The organism is Planococcus wigleyi, assembly GCF_014836985.1.
GTDB classification, from domain to species: domain Bacteria; phylum Bacillota; class Bacilli; order Bacillales_A; family Planococcaceae; genus Planococcus; species Planococcus notacanthi.
In genome coordinates this window covers 175,316-189,874 of the sequence record NZ_JACSPU010000005.1, presented here as the reverse complement: position 1 = coordinate 189,874, position 14,559 = coordinate 175,316, and the positions used below count along the sequence as shown (strand labels likewise).

Below are 14,559 nucleotides of genomic sequence, written 5' to 3'. Positions count from 1 at the left end.
TCAAAACTCCTCTGCAAGTTCTTTGGCCCCATCCGAAATTTTTGCTTTGTAAAAGGAAGGAGGGTATCCGAATTCTTCGCTGTAGGTTTCCGACAGCTTCTCCTTAAAATGTTCAATTTGCGTCTGATGAACGATGGCAATGGCGCATCCGCCGAATCCAGCTCCCGTCATTCGTGCACCAATAACTCCGGGGTGGTTCCAGGCGGTTTCTGCAATCTGATCGAGCTCCGCGCCAGTGACTTCATAATCGTCACGAAGCGACACATGCGACGCATTCATCAATTGCCCGAAAGCTTGAATATTGCCTTGCTCCAGTTGCTGGAGCGCGAGCAAGGTCCGTTCATTTTCATAGACTGCGTGCTTGGCCCGTTTGCGGTTGGTATCGTTTGTGATCAAGTGTTTATACTGTTCAAACTTTTCGGATGTCAATTCACCCAAACTGCTGATTGGCAGTTCAGTCCGCAAGTCTTCCAGCGCTTCTTCGCATTCGGCGCGGCGTTCGTTGTATTTTGATGCAGCCAATGTCCGTTGTTTGTTGGAGTTGATGATGACGATTTCATGCTCTTTTAAATCGACAGGAGCATAGTTGAATTCAAGCGTTTGGCAATCCAATAAAATCGCAAAGTCTTTTTTCCCTTTGCCGATCGCAAACTGATCCATGATGCCGCTGTTGACGCCGATATACTGATTTTCAACATGTTGCCCCATTTGAATCATATGCAAGCGATCAATCTCCAAATCGAATAACCCCTCAAGTACCACGCCTGTAGCCATTTCAATTGAAGCGGAGGAGGAGAGGCCGGCACCGTTCGGAATATCTCCGTAGAACAGAATATCCATTCCATGAGAAATTGAATAACCGTTTTTAATAAAATAATAGATCATGCCTTTCGGAAAGTTTGCCCAGTCATGATCCGGATTATAGGACAAGTCAGCCAGATCGCACTCAATTTTGCCGCGTTCCGGAAAATTCATCGAGTAAAACTGCAGTTTTTGGTCTGTGCGTTGTCGGGCAACGGCATAAGTTCCAAAAGAAATGGCGGCGGGAAATACATGGCCGCCATTGTAATCGGTGTGTTCACCGATCAAATTGATGCGGCCAGGTGCAAAAAAGAAACGCGTCTTAGTAGGGGCTGTTCCAAAGATTTCATGGAACGTCCGAGACAAGTCATGCTGATTCATGATATTCCTCCAATACTTTATAAATTAATTTAATTAACACGAGTATAAAGTAATTTGTTAAACTATTCAATAATAAGATTGAAAGCAGTTACAAATGATATCAGCATGATAAAAACGGAGGAGTTACAATGCGCCAAGGTACCTTTCAATGGATGAAATCGGTGAACAAATCGATGATCCTCAATAAAATAAGAAAAGATGGACCGATATCGAGAGCGCAGATTGCACGGGAGACAAATTTGACGCCTCCCACAGTCAGCAGCAACGTTAAAGAATTGATTGAACAGAAAATGGTGGAAGAGAGCGATGTGGGCCAGTCGCTGGGCGGGCGGAAACCGACGATGCTCGTCATCAACAACAACGCATTCTATATTATTGGTGTGGATGCGGGACCCGAAAGCATCGAATGCATTGTGGCAGATCTTGCAGGCAGGAAGCTGAAGCGGTCAGAAACGAAATTGCAGCTGCCGATCAACAACCAGCAATTCATGGATGCCATCAAACAGGGCATTGCCGACTGTTTGCAAGGGATGCCGGAAACGCAAGATAAAGTCATCGGCATCGGTGTGGCCATGCACGGAGTGGTGGATGTTGCAGCAGGTGTTTCCTTATATGCACCGAATCTCGGATTGTCTGATATTCCGATCAAAGAAGAATTGGAAAAGACATTTGGTTTGGAAGTGAAAGTGGAAAATGATGCACGTGCCATGGCTCTAGGAGAATACTGGTTCGGAAATCACGGGGAACTGGAGAGCATGCTGGCCGTCAATATCGGCAGAGGGGTTGGAGCCGGCCTTATCATTGAGGGGAAACTGTATCACGGTTCTTCGGATATAGCAGGAGAAATCGGCCACATGACCATCGATCTGCATGGAGAGATATGCGAGTGTGGAAATCAAGGATGCCTTCAAACATTTGTTACTGGGCCGGCGATCACTCGAAAAGTGGCTGGCAAAAAATCGGAAAACCCTCTTACAGCAGAGGATGTGTATGAACAGGCTATCCAGGGGAACGATGATTTTGCTGCGATCCTCACAGAAGCCGGAAAAGCGATGGGCGTCGGTTTGACCAATTTGATTCATATCGTTAATCCAGAAAAGATTGTGTTGGGTGGCGGTGTCTCCAAAGCGGAGAAGTTCATTTTGCCGGCAATACGTGAAACCATCAGAGCATCTGCTTTGACGCCTTCAGCAAGCCAGACAACAGTGGAGGTCTCCAAATTGGGAAACGACGCCACATTGATCGGCGCCATCACACTGTTGTTGGTGGACGTTTTTGAGTGAACACAAAGAGAGCTTATTGCTCAACTCGATAATTGCCTGGTCCTAAGCCACACTAGCGCTGGAGCACTCTCCAAAGATATGGAGCAAAACAGCGGAGACCATCTCCCTCTCCATAGCGTAGCTTTAAAAACCGTGCTCCTTCGTGCTGCGCACTACGTCGCAAAGACATTGTCCTCGCAAGCTACGGCTAATGTCTTCGCAGCTGTGTTGTGGAATATCGCTAATAGGAATCATTAGTTCAACTTATATACTATAGAAAAAATGAAAAGGCGGAAGATAAAATGGAAGTTACTCAGAAGGTGTTTGGCCATAAAGATAACCAAGAAATTATAATATATACAGTAAAGAATGACCAGGGATTTCAGGTATCCTGCATGAATTACGGCTGCATCATCACTGAAATGCTGGTTCCGGATCGTGATGGAAAGTCGGAAAATGTAGTGTTAGGTTTTGACACATTCGATGAATACGAAAACAATCCGCATTATTTTGGCGCGATGGTTGGACGTTTTGCTGGACGGATAAAAGAAGGAACTTTTACAATTGGAGAAACCGCTTATCAAGTAGCCCAAAATTCCAATGGCCAGCATTTGCATGGAGGCCCGAAAGGCTTTCATTCTGTTGTCTGGAATTCAAAAGTCATCAAAAATGAAGAAGAAGCAATCATTGAATTCACGTATTTCAGCCCGGATGGCGAAGAAGGATTCCCGGGCAATTTATCCATGGCCGTCCGTTATATTCTCAAAAACGACAGCAACCAGCTGACCATTTCCTATTCGGGTAAATCAGACAAGGACACCTTATTGAATGTCACCAACCACTCTTATTTTAATTTGAGCGGGAATTTCAAGCGGACCATTCTGGATCATGAATTGACGATGAACAGTGATCAATACTTGGAATTGGATAAAGCGTTGCTGCCGACGGGGATACTGGTTTCCGTGGATGAGGATGAGCTTTTCGATTTCCGCAACGGGAGAAGCATACGGGCAGCAACAACAGCGGAACATCCGCAGGCCCAACTTGCCGGAAATGGCTATGATCATCCGTTTATGTTGAATAGCGATGACCAGCCTGCAATCGAATTGGCGGATAGAGAAAGCGGCCGGAAACTTCAGGTAGAAACAACTGAACCGGCAGTGGTTTTATACACAGGAAATGGTGTGGGCGGACCCTACTCAATCAAAGGAACGGAAGCACAAGACTATCTGGGGCTGTGCCTTGAAACGCAAGGACCACCGGATTCGGTGCGCCATCCTCATTTTTCATCCGCTATCTTGAAAGCTGATGAAGAGTTCAAATCGGAAACGACGTATACTTTTTCTTCTATATAATTGTTATTCGAACCGTCAATGAATCTTTTTGGAGAAAGAAGTGTTTGTATGATTGAAAACCTGAAGAAAATTTACCCTTCATTGATCCTGAATGAGGAGGGCAACCAGGACTTGGATTTCAGTCATCACTGGTTCATGACAGACAACAGTGAAATCGTCGGGATCCCTAAAAACCAAATGACTTCAAGGGATTTATCGGTAGTAGCTGCCTTTCTGAAGCCGTATCATCATGAATTTCCGGTCCAAACAAGTGAAGAGCAGAAGTGGAGAAAAATGGTCGATTCGGAAGAGCCTGCCGGAGCGGAAAGCGTAGAAGCCGGGAGTCCTTATCGCTTTGTTTATTTTTCAATTAAGAAAAATCAAATCAGTCCGGGTGTCTTCAAAGACGCCATCCACGATTTGTTTCCGGAAAAAGTACCGATTCTTTGGGAGAATGGGCATGAAGGAATTCTTGTGGAATACGGATCCGTGGGGAAAGAAGCGATTCGATATGAAGAAATCATCGATGTCTTGATGAGTGACTTGTATATAAAAATCAACTTTCTGGTCGGACCGTTCAAAGAGACCGTGGAAAATGCGCCTCATTACTATTCATTCATGCTGACGGCTGCAAAATCCATTTTTTCCAATTCCAATAAGGCAGTGGCGAATTTTAGTGACGCTGTTCCTTATTTGCTGATTGACCAAACGGGAACAGAACAAGCCCGAGGGATTCGTGAAATGATTTTGCAAAGTTATGCAGATGATGAAGAAACCTTGAGAATGATTGAAGTGTTTACACGATGCAATTTGAATATATCGGAAACGGCGAAAGCTTTGCATCTTCACCGCAACAGCCTTCAATACCGGCTCGATCGTTTTACAGAAAACACAGGAATCGATATCCGGAAATTCCATAACGCCATGGCTGTTTACCTTGCGCTGCTTGTAAAGCCGACAGTTTAATATGGTGATGATAAACACAAATCAGACTACAGGCTATGTTTTTATTCCGAATTAAGCGGCTGGTTTAATTTGTCATAAAGCTGTCTTTTTTTGGACAATGCTAGACTTCTTCCTGCTTTATAATAGGAGAATTGGAAGGAGTTTTTGTTGATGGCAAAGTATTTATATAGATTGGGCCAATGGTCGATCCGGCACGCAAAGGCTGTTATTTTCGCAGCTGTGGCCTTGCTTCTCGTCATGGGCGGCCTTGTATTGGGGTTTGGATTTGAATTTGATGAGGATTTATCGATCCCTGGTACTTCTTCTCAGGACACCATTGAATTATTGAAAGAAGAATTTCCGGAAGTAGGGAATGCCGGTGGACAGATTCACATGGTCTTTAAGGCACCTGAAGGAAAAACATTGCTGGATCCGGATGTACAGGGAAAGCTTAGCGAAGTAGTCGCGGAAGTTCAGTCAGACAAAGCGGTGGAGATGATTTATACGCCGGAAATGCTGCAGAACTATAACGCCGATCAAACGATTGCATTTGCGATGGTTTCCTACGATTCAGTCGCAGTAGAGGTCTCACAGGATTCGATTGACCGGGTTCAAGAGGCGATCCAAATTACTGAAGACGCTGGAATCCAGACGGAATTATCCGGTGACGTCGAAGTAAATCCATTCAAAATGGAATTTGCGACAGAAGTCCTCGGTGTCATGGCAGCGTTTATTATTTTATTCTTTACTTTCGGTTCACTGCTGGTTGCAGGAATGCCGATCGTGACTGCCGGAGTGGGCTTGGTGATCGGGCTTCTCGGAATTGTCTTCGGGACGAATTTCACATCGATTTCAACGGTCTGTTTGTCGCTTGCAGCGATGCTTGGACTGGCAGTGGGAATCGATTATGCGTTATTCATCCTATCGCGTTTCCGCCAGGAATATGCAAGAGGCTATTCCGTTAACCAGGCGATTGCAATTGCCAACGGTACGGCAGGAAGCGCGGTCGTGTTTGCCGGCTTGACGGTCGTCATTGCACTGATTGGTTTAGCGATTCCGCAAATTCCGTTCCTTGCCATGATGGGCTTTACGGGTGCACTTTGTGTATTCATTGCCATCATCGTGGCCATTACGGTTGTACCGGCTGTTATTTCTTTATTCGGCAGTCGCATGACACCGCCGGTTGACCGCAAGAGAACATTGGGTGAAGGTTTTGCAGAGCGGGTGAAATTATCCGGGAAGTACATGAACGGCTGGGCGAAATTGATCAATAAATTCCCGGTAGTTGTTGCACTTGCAGGTACGCTGGTCCTCGGTGTGATTTCAATTCCGTTTTTCAATATGGAACTGGGCTTGCCGGATGACGGTTTCTACGGTGAAGATACCAACGAACGGCAAGCTTATGATTTATTGAAAGAAGCATATGGTGAAGGCTATCATGCTCAACTCGTTGTTGTGGCGAAAGCGACAGATGAAGACGGCGAAGTGATGTCGAAGCTCGAAACTTTGCAGCAGGACATTTCGGGGATGGACAATGTCAATTACATTGCCAATGTCATTCCGAAAGAAGCCGGTGATATGGCGGTTATCCAGCTGTATCCGGTAACAGGGCCGAATGACTCGGAAACCAAGGATTTGGTGAATGAAATCCGCAGTGCTTCTGCGGAATATGAAAAAGATGGCATGGAATTATTGGTTACGGGAACGACTGCCGCGAATATCGATATTTCCGATAAACTCAGTGAAGCTCTGCCGGTTTTTGCGGCATTGATCATCGGTTTGGCGTTCATCTTATTCATGATCGTCTTCCGTTCGATCCTGGTGCCATTGAAAGCGGTGCTTGGATTTGTGCTGTCACTCGGCGCCACTCTCGGATTTGTGACATGGGTGATTCAAGACGGCAATTACCATGAACTGTTCGGTTTTGCAGCAGCAGGACCGGTGCTGAACTTCCTGCCGATTATTGTAGTGGGTATTTTGTTCGGCCTGGCAATGGACTATGAGATGTTCCTGGTCAGCCGCATGCGTGAAGAATATACCCATTCCGGCAACGCGCGAAAAGCTGTGCTTGCTGGACTGCGGGACAGTGGCGGCGTAGTCACTGCTGCGGGACTGATCATGATTGCCGTATTTACTGGCTTCATGATGGCTTCGGACCCGATGGTCAAAGTGATGGGCATGGCGCTTGCATTCGGTGTATTGTTTGATGCATTTATTGTGCGGATGATGATCGTGCCGGCTGTTATGATCCTTTTGGGAGACGCCGCATGGTACTTGCCGAAATGGCTGGATAAACTTCTTCCGAACATCGACGTTGAAGGCGAAGCTATTATGGAGACTATGGATGAGCCTGAGCGTTTGAATAAGAAGAAGCCGGTTGAAGTGGAGAATATTTAACTTTAACTTCCTGCTTTAGCCAAACAAAATAGTAATAAATTAAGCTGTTCAAAGCGGTTCGCCGCTTTGGACAGCTTTTTTGTTTTGAGTTCACCAATTTATTTCAATCTTCTTAAAAGATTTTTATTGCTATGTAAATTGAAGTAATAATGCAATATAGTCGATATTCCGCAAAATAACTGTGAAGACATTATCCGTAGCTTGCAAGGACAATGTCTTTGCGACGTAGTGCGCGGCACGAAGGAGCACGGTTTTTAAGGCTAGGCTGTGATAGCGAGATGGTCTACGCTATTTTGCTCCATATCTTTAGAGATTTCTCTCAACGCCGGCGCGGCCGTTTTGTTTATATGCTAGTTCACTATTTAAACTTTGGTAGGAATTAAGTACTGAATCATAGTTAAGGAAAAATTTAAAGAGCTTATATTGTCTGAATTTTCATGTAAATTAGCCAGTGTAGTCGGTGTTATTTATACGCTGAAAAATTAACATGGATTATTAATAAGAGTAATAACTATATAACGGTCTGGAGGGAGATGTACATAAGCGAAAAAAAGTCTTTACGGCAGGCTCAGGATCAACTCGACTTCTTTAAATGGATTCTGGATTAAAATGTAAGCGTTAACATTCGGAGGTGCATCCAATGCAGGCAGAACAGGCCAAAAGCTGCTGTGCAGCAAAAAGAATGGCAGTAGAGAAAAATTCAAATCAAAAAACTGAAGATATCGAAGTACCTTCGATGACTGGAAAAACGGTATCAAAAGAAGACATGGCCTTTATACCTGGCGGACAGTTTCTTATGGGAACTGAAGATACGGACGGGTTTCCAGCCGACGGTGAAGGACCCATCCACAAAGTATCGCTAAAGCCTTTTTACATGGACAAATATGCTGTCAGCAACCAGGACTTTAAAGAGTTTGTTGAGGATACCGCTTACGTTACAGAAGCAGAAAGGTATGGCTGGTCATTCGTTTTCCATCTTTTTCTTCCTGAAGCCATACTGAAAAAAACAAGTCAAAAAGTGCAGCAGACGCCGTGGTGGATTGTTGTAGAAGGGGCAAATTGGAGATCTCCGGAAGGGCCAGGAACAGGTATAGAAAATCGGCTGGACCACCCCGTCATCCAGATTTCGTGGAACGACGCCAAAGCATATTGCAAGTGGGCAAACAAGCGGCTGCCGACTGAAGCAGAATGGGAATTCGCTGCAAGGGGCGGCATGGAACAGAAAAAATATGTGTGGGGGGACGAACTGACACCTGAAGGAAAACATCGCTGCAATATTTGGCAAGGTGACTTCCCAAAATCCAATACTGCAGAAGACGGTTATTCAGGAACTGCGCCAGTCAGTTCTTATGAACCAAACGGTTACGGTCTTTTTAATATGTCCGGAAACGTCTGGGAATGGTGTTCGGATTGGTTCGTCAAAAACGTCAACAAAAGAGGAGGGCGATACAATCCGACCGGACCAGATAAAGGACTTGAGAAAGTCATGCGGGGAGGCTCTTATTTATGTCATGAATTTTACTGCAATCGTTATCGAGTCGCTGCGCGTACCTCAAATACGCCAGATAGTTCGACTGGAAATATTGGATTCCGATGCGTAACAGAAGCTTAACTTATTTTTAAAAAGATATATTTGAGGAGGAGTACAATGGGAGAGAAAAAAGTGTTTTCCAGCTACCTCACAAAACTTTCTGTATTTAGCACAGTGGCTCTAATGGCTTCTGCGTTCACTCTTGCCGGCTGTTCTACGGAAACGATCGTTCAATCATCTTCGACGAAACAAAAGGTCCAGCCTGTTTCGGCCAGCAAGGCGGATACAAATGTCATTTATATTGTAATGGATGATACAGGATACTCGGATTTCGGAAGTTATGGTTCGGAAATAAATACACCGAATATCGATCGGTTGGCTGAAAATGGCTTGCGATATAACAATTTTCATGCCACACCTGTCTGTTCTCCTTCAAGGGCATCGATGCTCACTGGACGGAACAATCATGCCGTAGGGATGGGGCAAGTGGCGAACTTTGATTTTGGAGAGGAATATCCAAATCGCAGAGGAGCGATTGTGCCCGAAGCCGGAACAATCGCCGAAGTTCTTGGAGAGAACGGATACATCAATTATGGCCTTGGAAAATGGCATCTCGCGCCTACTACTGAGCTGACACCAGCCGGACCTTTTGATAACTGGCCTCTTGGCAAAGGATTCGACCGGTATTATGGAAATCTGGAAGATTCTTCGGATCAATACAGACCGGAGATGACAGAGGACAACAGTTTACTGCCATGGATTGAAGAAGAGGGTTACCATTACTCCGAAGACATTGTAGAAAAAGCTCAGCAGTATATAGTGGACCAAGTATCGGTCAGACCCGATCAGCCCTTTTTCCTAAACTTGGCTTTTGGTGCTCAACATATGCCTCACCAGGTGCCGCAGGAATACATTGACGCTTATGATGGTGCATACGATGAAGGATGGGATGTTATTCGGGAACAGCGTTTTGAAAAGCAGAAAGAACTGGGAATCATTCCGGAAGAGGCAAAATTAGCTCCTTCCAATCTTGGTGTAATTCCATGGGATGAATTGACTGAAGAAAAGAAAGCTGTATACACACGCTTTCAAGAAACATATGCTGGATTTTTAACTCATACTGACGAACAAATCGGCAAACTACTGGACACATTGGAAGAAACAGAGAAATTGGATAATACCCTTATAGTGTTGATTTCTGATAATGGGGCCAGTTCTATTGGCGGTGAAAATGGCTCGACGAATCAATCAATTGCTTATAACACTTTAACAGAGAGTTTTGAAGATGTTGAAAAAAAAGTTGACCTTATAGGTGGAGAATACACCAGCAGTGATTATCCAGCAGGGTGGGCTCAAGTCAGCAATACTCCATTTGGAAAGTATAAAAACAGCACTTATGCCGGTGGAATCCGCACACCTATGATTGTTCATTGGCCGAATGAAATAACTGCAAAAGGCGAAATCCGTGATCAATTTGTGCATATTAGTGATATCACTGCTTCAGTTTATGATGCGTTGGAAATAACGCCGCCGAAAACATTAAATGGAGTAAAACAAATGCCGGTGACAGGAACGAGCTTTGTCGAAACGTTTAATGATGCCAAGGCCGTTACGAAAAAGAAAACACAGTATTTTGAAATGAGTGGAAATCGGATGATTTATCATGAAGGCTGGAAAGCCATAGCCGTTCACACAAAAGGCCAGCCATTCGAGGATGATGTATGGGAATTGTATGAGATGGAAAAAGATTTTACTGAATTGAATAGTGTAGCAGACAAGCACCCGAAGAAAGTGAAGCAGCTTGTTAAGCTATGGGAAAAAGAAGCCAAGGAGAATAATGTTTATCCGTTAACAGATCATTTCTTAAATGCCATAGCAAATTTGCCACCCGATAATTTAAGAGCGCGGAAAACATTTGTTTTCTATCCGGAAATGAGCCATTTAAGTGAGTCGGCTGCTCCGCTTACTACCAATCGTTCATACGATATCACCATTCCGATTACGCATTCTGCTGAAGATGAAGGAGTCCTCCTTGCACTCGGCAATGACAAGAGTGGATATACGCTTTACATCAAAGACAACAAACTTGTATACGAATACAATGCTGGAACCGTGCGTTATCAAATTGTCTCTGAAAAAGAGCTGGTAGCTGGAGAAATAGAGGTGCAGTTTAGTTACGAAAAGACTGGAAACAATCAAGGAATCGGAAACTTATTGGTTAATAAAGAATCGGCAGGTCAAGCAGAAATGACAACTCTGCCTTTCAAAACTTCTTTCGAAGGCTTGGACATAGGACAAGACTTATATTATCCAGTCAGCGAAGCTTATGCAGAGTTAGAAGAGTTTTCTTATACTGGAGAAATTGATCAAGTGATTTATGAATTTGAGGAAGCAAGCATCAATACATTGCAATAGCAAAGAAGGGGCTGTCCTATAAGTCTCTAAAATAAAACAGCCGGAGAGAAAGAAAGCCTTTTTCTTCGGCTGTTTTTTGATGGGGAATACGTTTTCTGAGAGCAGCTGGCTGATGGGAATGGAGGCGGCGACTCCAGCGGGAACAGCGCGGGCTGGAGCCACTGGACTGAGCGCAGCGAGGGAAGCGGCAGAAGTCGTGCCCGCGGAACGCGTCCGCCGCAATGGGCATTTGCCGGGTCTTTCAGGAACGACAAAAGGGCTGTCACCAAAAGTCATTTTTCATGACCTTTTGGGACAGCCCCTTTTCGTCTAACTCTTTACAATTTAAGAAAATTAATTTTTCAGACAACTCGTGTCAGTCCATTCATTCTTTATCAGCAGTTGGTGTCATTGATAGCGTTTACATTCAGTTGTATAGTTTGAACAAATGTATGGCCTACATTAAGAACCCAAAAATGAATTGGAGTGATTGTATGTTAACGGGAGAACAATATCTTGAAAGTTTGCGTGATGGGCGTGTGGTGTACCTCAATGGAGAAAAGATTGATGATGTAACAACTCATCCAGCTTATCGGAACTCAGCTTTGTCATATGCACGGATGTACGATGCGTTGCACGATCCTGAGAAACAGGATGTGCTGACAACGATTACTGAACACGGCGACCGCACACACAAATTCTTTAAGACTCCACGTACAGCAGAAGATCTGGTCGGTGCCCGGGATGCCATTGTTGAATGGTCGAAACTGAATTTTGGTTTTATGGGAAGAACGCCGGATTACAAGGCCTCCTTTCTGGGCCATCTTGAGGCCTATTCGGATTTTTATGTAGGTTATGAAGAAAACGCTAAGGCCTGGTACAAAAAAGCTTCAAAAGAGCTGCCTTTCGTCAATCACACAGTCATCAATCCGCAGATGGACCGCTCCAAATCATTGCATGAAAACAAGGAAGTGTTCGTTCGGGCAGTTGAAGAACGTGAAGACGGGATTGTTGTAAGCGGTGCCAAAATGGTGGGGACAGCAGCGGCTTTGACAAATTACAACTTCGTGGCCAACTACGGCCCGAAAGAACTTGGAGGCGGAGACATCAGCCATGCGTTGATTTTCCTGGTACCGATGAATGCACCGGGCTTGAAGATGATCAGCCGTCAATCTTACGAACTGCAGGCTAAAACTAATGGTACACCGTTTGATTATCCATTATCCAGCCGATTTGATGAAAACGATGCAGTCATTGTTTTGGACAATGTATTCATTCCATGGGAAAACATCCTGGCGTATAACAACGTTGAAGTATCCAATAGCTTTGTCGCTGAAACGCATTTCGTTAACCGTTTCAGTTTCCATGGCTGTGCCCGCTTAGGGGTCAAGCTCGATTTCATGACAGGTCTGTTGATGAAAGCGACTGAAGCATCAGGAACGCATCAGTTCCGTGGTGTACAAGCAAATATCGGAGAAGTCGTCGCTTTGCGCAACATGATTTGGAGCTTGTCGGACTCAATGGCAATGAATCCGGATATTGGGCGCAACGGTGTCGCCATTCCAAACGGCGTGGCTGCCAGCGCTTACCGTGTACTCGCACCGGAAGTATGGACCAAAGTCAAAAAGATTTTCGAACAGGTGGTTGCCGGCGGTTTGATTCAGCTGCCATCAAGTGCTGCAGATTTCCTGAACCCGGAGATTCGTCCTTATTTGGATCAATACTACAAAGGCACCGGGATTACAGCTGAAGATCGCGTCAAATTATTGAAAATGGTCTGGGATTCAATAGGCAGTGAGTTCGGCGGACGCCATGAATTATATGAAGTGAACTATGCAGGAAATCATGAGAATATTCGCCTGGAAGCCATGTACCACTCGTTCGGTTCAGGCAACGCGGACTCGTTTAAAGCATTGGTGGATGAAGCAATGAGCGATTATGACTTGAACGGTTGGACGAATGCCGTTTGGAAAGAAAAAGTTCCTACAACTTGAGGAGGGGTCTTAATGGATAGTCGAGAATTCCGTAACGCAATGGGCAAATTCGCAACCGGGGTAACCGTGATTTCAACAGACGTGGAAGGTGTCTTCCACGGAATGACAGCCAATGGCTTCATGTCGATTTCTCTTGATCCGGCACTGGTTGCCGTCTCCATCGGCGAAAAAGCACAGACGCTCCAATTGATCAAAGCGAGCGGTCGCTTCGGCGTCAATGTCTTATCTAAAGATCAATTGGATATTTCGAAACAGTTTGCAGGGCAAATTCCAAGTGATGAAGCCTTCCGGTTTGATGTAGCTACTGGCTTTCCGATGATCAAGGATGCACTCGTCCAGATTGTTTGCGAAGTCGAACAGGAAATTTTAGCGGGTGACCATACCATCTTTATCGGCAAAGTCGAAAAAATGGTGACACAAGACGGTGAGCCCTTACTGTTTACATGCGGCAAATATGCAGAACTGGATCCGCAATACGCGGTCCTTTAAAAAAAGGGAGGAAATAAAGATGACAAGCGAATTGACAAACCAGTTTAAAGAACCCATTTTTGATGTTGCACAGATTGCCCATGTGGAAGTGCTATCGCCGACACCAAAAGAAACGGTTGCATTTTACACAGATATGCTCGGGATGGAAATAGTAGATCAAGTAGCGCATAAAACGTATTTAAGAGCCTATGAAGACAATTATAAATATTCCTTAATTGTCACGGAAGGAGAAGAAGCGGGTCTTGGCCACGTAGCTTGGCGCACAACTTCACCGCAGGCTTTGGAACGCCGCGTCAAAGCGTTAGAGGAAAGCGGACAAGGCATTGGGTGGGCAAATGAAGAATATGGCCACGGCCCAGCCTATCAGTTTACAACACCAGATGGCCACAAAATGGAGGTTTTCTGGGAAGTCGAATACTACGATTGCCATGAGGACAAGCATTCGAAACTGATGTCGAGAAGCCAGAAACGGCCAAAACACGGTGTTCCTGTACGCCGCTTGGACCACATCAACTTGATGTCGAGCAATCCAGCAGCGGACACGAACTTCATGGCGGAAACACTTGGCTTTAAGGTCCGTGAACAGATTGTGGACAATGACCACGTTATCGGCACGTGGAACAGCGTTTCCAACCTGGTGCATGAAATCGCCTTTATGCAAGAGCCGACTGGAGCCAAAGGGAAATTGCATCATGTCTGCTATTGGTACGGCATTCCCCAAAATCTTTACGATGTAGCGGATCTGCTTAAGGACCATGATTACTTTATTGAAATTCCGCCGAATAAACACGGCGTCAGCCAGGCTTTCTGTATGTACGTTTACGAGCCAAGCGGAAATCGCGTCGAATTGTTCGGAGATGCCGGTTATTTAATTTTTGATCCGGATTGGAAAACACTTACTTGGGAAATGGAAGACGTTCCCGGCAACGGTGATACGTGGATTGGCGCGGTATTCCCGGATTCGTTCTGGAATTATGGCACGCCCGCACCAGCAACCGTTCCAGTAAAAGTAGCCGCTGAATAATAGGAGG

At 45.1% G+C, this 14,559-nt stretch carries 11 protein-coding genes; 10 read left to right on the top strand and 1 reads right to left on the bottom strand.

Features of this window, described 5'->3' with window-relative positions:
- Entirely contained in the window at positions 1–1,182 is a 1,182-nt protein-coding gene (locus H9630_RS14685; RefSeq protein WP_191716241.1) for a galactokinase, read from the bottom strand.
- A 128-nt stretch (positions 1,183–1,310) separates the two neighbouring features.
- Here H9630_RS14685 and H9630_RS14680 point away from each other — a divergent pair, with 128 nt between their 5' ends.
- The 10 genes from H9630_RS14680 (at position 1,311) to H9630_RS14635 (ending at position 14,552) form a co-directional block, all read left to right on the top strand.
- Positions 1,311–2,465 (top strand): ROK family transcriptional regulator, encoded by a 1,155-nt coding sequence (locus H9630_RS14680; protein ID WP_191716240.1) that lies wholly within the window; start codon positions 1,311–1,313, stop codon positions 2,463–2,465.
- A 281-nt stretch (positions 2,466–2,746) separates the two neighbouring features.
- The gene (locus H9630_RS14675; RefSeq protein WP_191716239.1) at positions 2,747–3,799 is read left to right on the top strand and encodes an aldose epimerase family protein; all 1,053 of its coding nucleotides are present in this window, start codon (positions 2,747–2,749) and stop codon (positions 3,797–3,799) included.
- 48 nt (positions 3,800–3,847) lie between these two features.
- Positions 3,848–4,744 carry a PucR family transcriptional regulator gene (locus H9630_RS14670; protein WP_191716237.1) on the top strand — a complete coding sequence of 299 codons (897 nt, stop codon included), beginning with the start codon at positions 3,848–3,850 and terminating at the stop codon, positions 4,742–4,744.
- 150 nt (positions 4,745–4,894) lie between these two features.
- Positions 4,895–7,120 (top strand): MMPL family transporter, encoded by a 2,226-nt coding sequence (locus H9630_RS14665; protein ID WP_191716236.1) that lies wholly within the window; start codon positions 4,895–4,897, stop codon positions 7,118–7,120.
- A gap of 640 nt (positions 7,121–7,760) precedes the next feature.
- Positions 7,761–8,732, top strand: a complete 972-nt coding sequence (locus tag H9630_RS14660; RefSeq protein WP_191716235.1) for a formylglycine-generating enzyme family protein — start codon at positions 7,761–7,763, stop codon at positions 8,730–8,732.
- A 36-nt stretch (positions 8,733–8,768) separates the two neighbouring features.
- Entirely contained in the window at positions 8,769–11,066 is a 2,298-nt protein-coding gene (locus tag H9630_RS14655; RefSeq protein WP_191716234.1) for an arylsulfatase, read from the top strand.
- Between the two features lie 79 nt (positions 11,067–11,145).
- Positions 11,146–11,379, top strand: coding sequence for a hypothetical protein (locus H9630_RS14650; protein ID WP_191716233.1), 234 nt, complete (start codon positions 11,146–11,148; stop codon positions 11,377–11,379).
- Between the two features lie 160 nt (positions 11,380–11,539).
- Positions 11,540–13,039, top strand: coding sequence for a 4-hydroxyphenylacetate 3-hydroxylase family protein (locus tag H9630_RS14645; RefSeq protein ID WP_191716232.1), 1,500 nt, complete (start codon positions 11,540–11,542; stop codon positions 13,037–13,039).
- A gap of 12 nt (positions 13,040–13,051) precedes the next feature.
- A complete protein-coding gene (locus H9630_RS14640) occupies positions 13,052–13,528 on the top strand; it encodes a flavin reductase family protein (RefSeq protein ID WP_191716231.1) in 477 nt (158 codons plus the stop codon).
- Positions 13,529–13,547: 19 nt separating this feature from the next.
- Positions 13,548–14,552 carry a catechol 2,3-dioxygenase gene (locus H9630_RS14635; RefSeq protein WP_191716230.1) on the top strand — a complete coding sequence of 335 codons (1,005 nt, stop codon included), beginning with the start codon at positions 13,548–13,550 and terminating at the stop codon, positions 14,550–14,552.
- Positions 14,553–14,559 lie beyond the last annotated feature (7 nt).

Bases quoted from the DNA above. Each gene is read 5' to 3' on its own strand.
- H9630_RS14685 (WP_191716241.1), bottom strand. From the start codon at position 1,182: ATGAATCAGCATGACTTGTCTCGGACGTTCCATGAAATCTTTGGAACA.
- H9630_RS14635 (WP_191716230.1), top strand. From the start codon at position 13,548: ATGACAAGCGAATTGACAAACCAGTTTAAAGAACCCATTTTTGATGTT.
- H9630_RS14640 (WP_191716231.1), top strand. From the start codon at position 13,052: ATGGATAGTCGAGAATTCCGTAACGCAATGGGCAAATTCGCAACCGGG.
- H9630_RS14655 (WP_191716234.1), top strand. From the start codon at position 8,769: ATGGGAGAGAAAAAAGTGTTTTCCAGCTACCTCACAAAACTTTCTGTA.
- H9630_RS14660 (WP_191716235.1), top strand. From the start codon at position 7,761: ATGCAGGCAGAACAGGCCAAAAGCTGCTGTGCAGCAAAAAGAATGGCA.
- H9630_RS14670 (WP_191716237.1), top strand. From the start codon at position 3,848: ATGATTGAAAACCTGAAGAAAATTTACCCTTCATTGATCCTGAATGAG.
- H9630_RS14675 (WP_191716239.1), top strand. From the start codon at position 2,747: ATGGAAGTTACTCAGAAGGTGTTTGGCCATAAAGATAACCAAGAAATT.
- H9630_RS14650 (WP_191716233.1), top strand. From the start codon at position 11,146: ATGGGGAATACGTTTTCTGAGAGCAGCTGGCTGATGGGAATGGAGGCG.
- H9630_RS14680 (WP_191716240.1), top strand. From the start codon at position 1,311: ATGCGCCAAGGTACCTTTCAATGGATGAAATCGGTGAACAAATCGATG.
- H9630_RS14645 (WP_191716232.1), top strand. From the start codon at position 11,540: ATGTTAACGGGAGAACAATATCTTGAAAGTTTGCGTGATGGGCGTGTG.
- H9630_RS14665 (WP_191716236.1), top strand. From the start codon at position 4,895: ATGGCAAAGTATTTATATAGATTGGGCCAATGGTCGATCCGGCACGCA.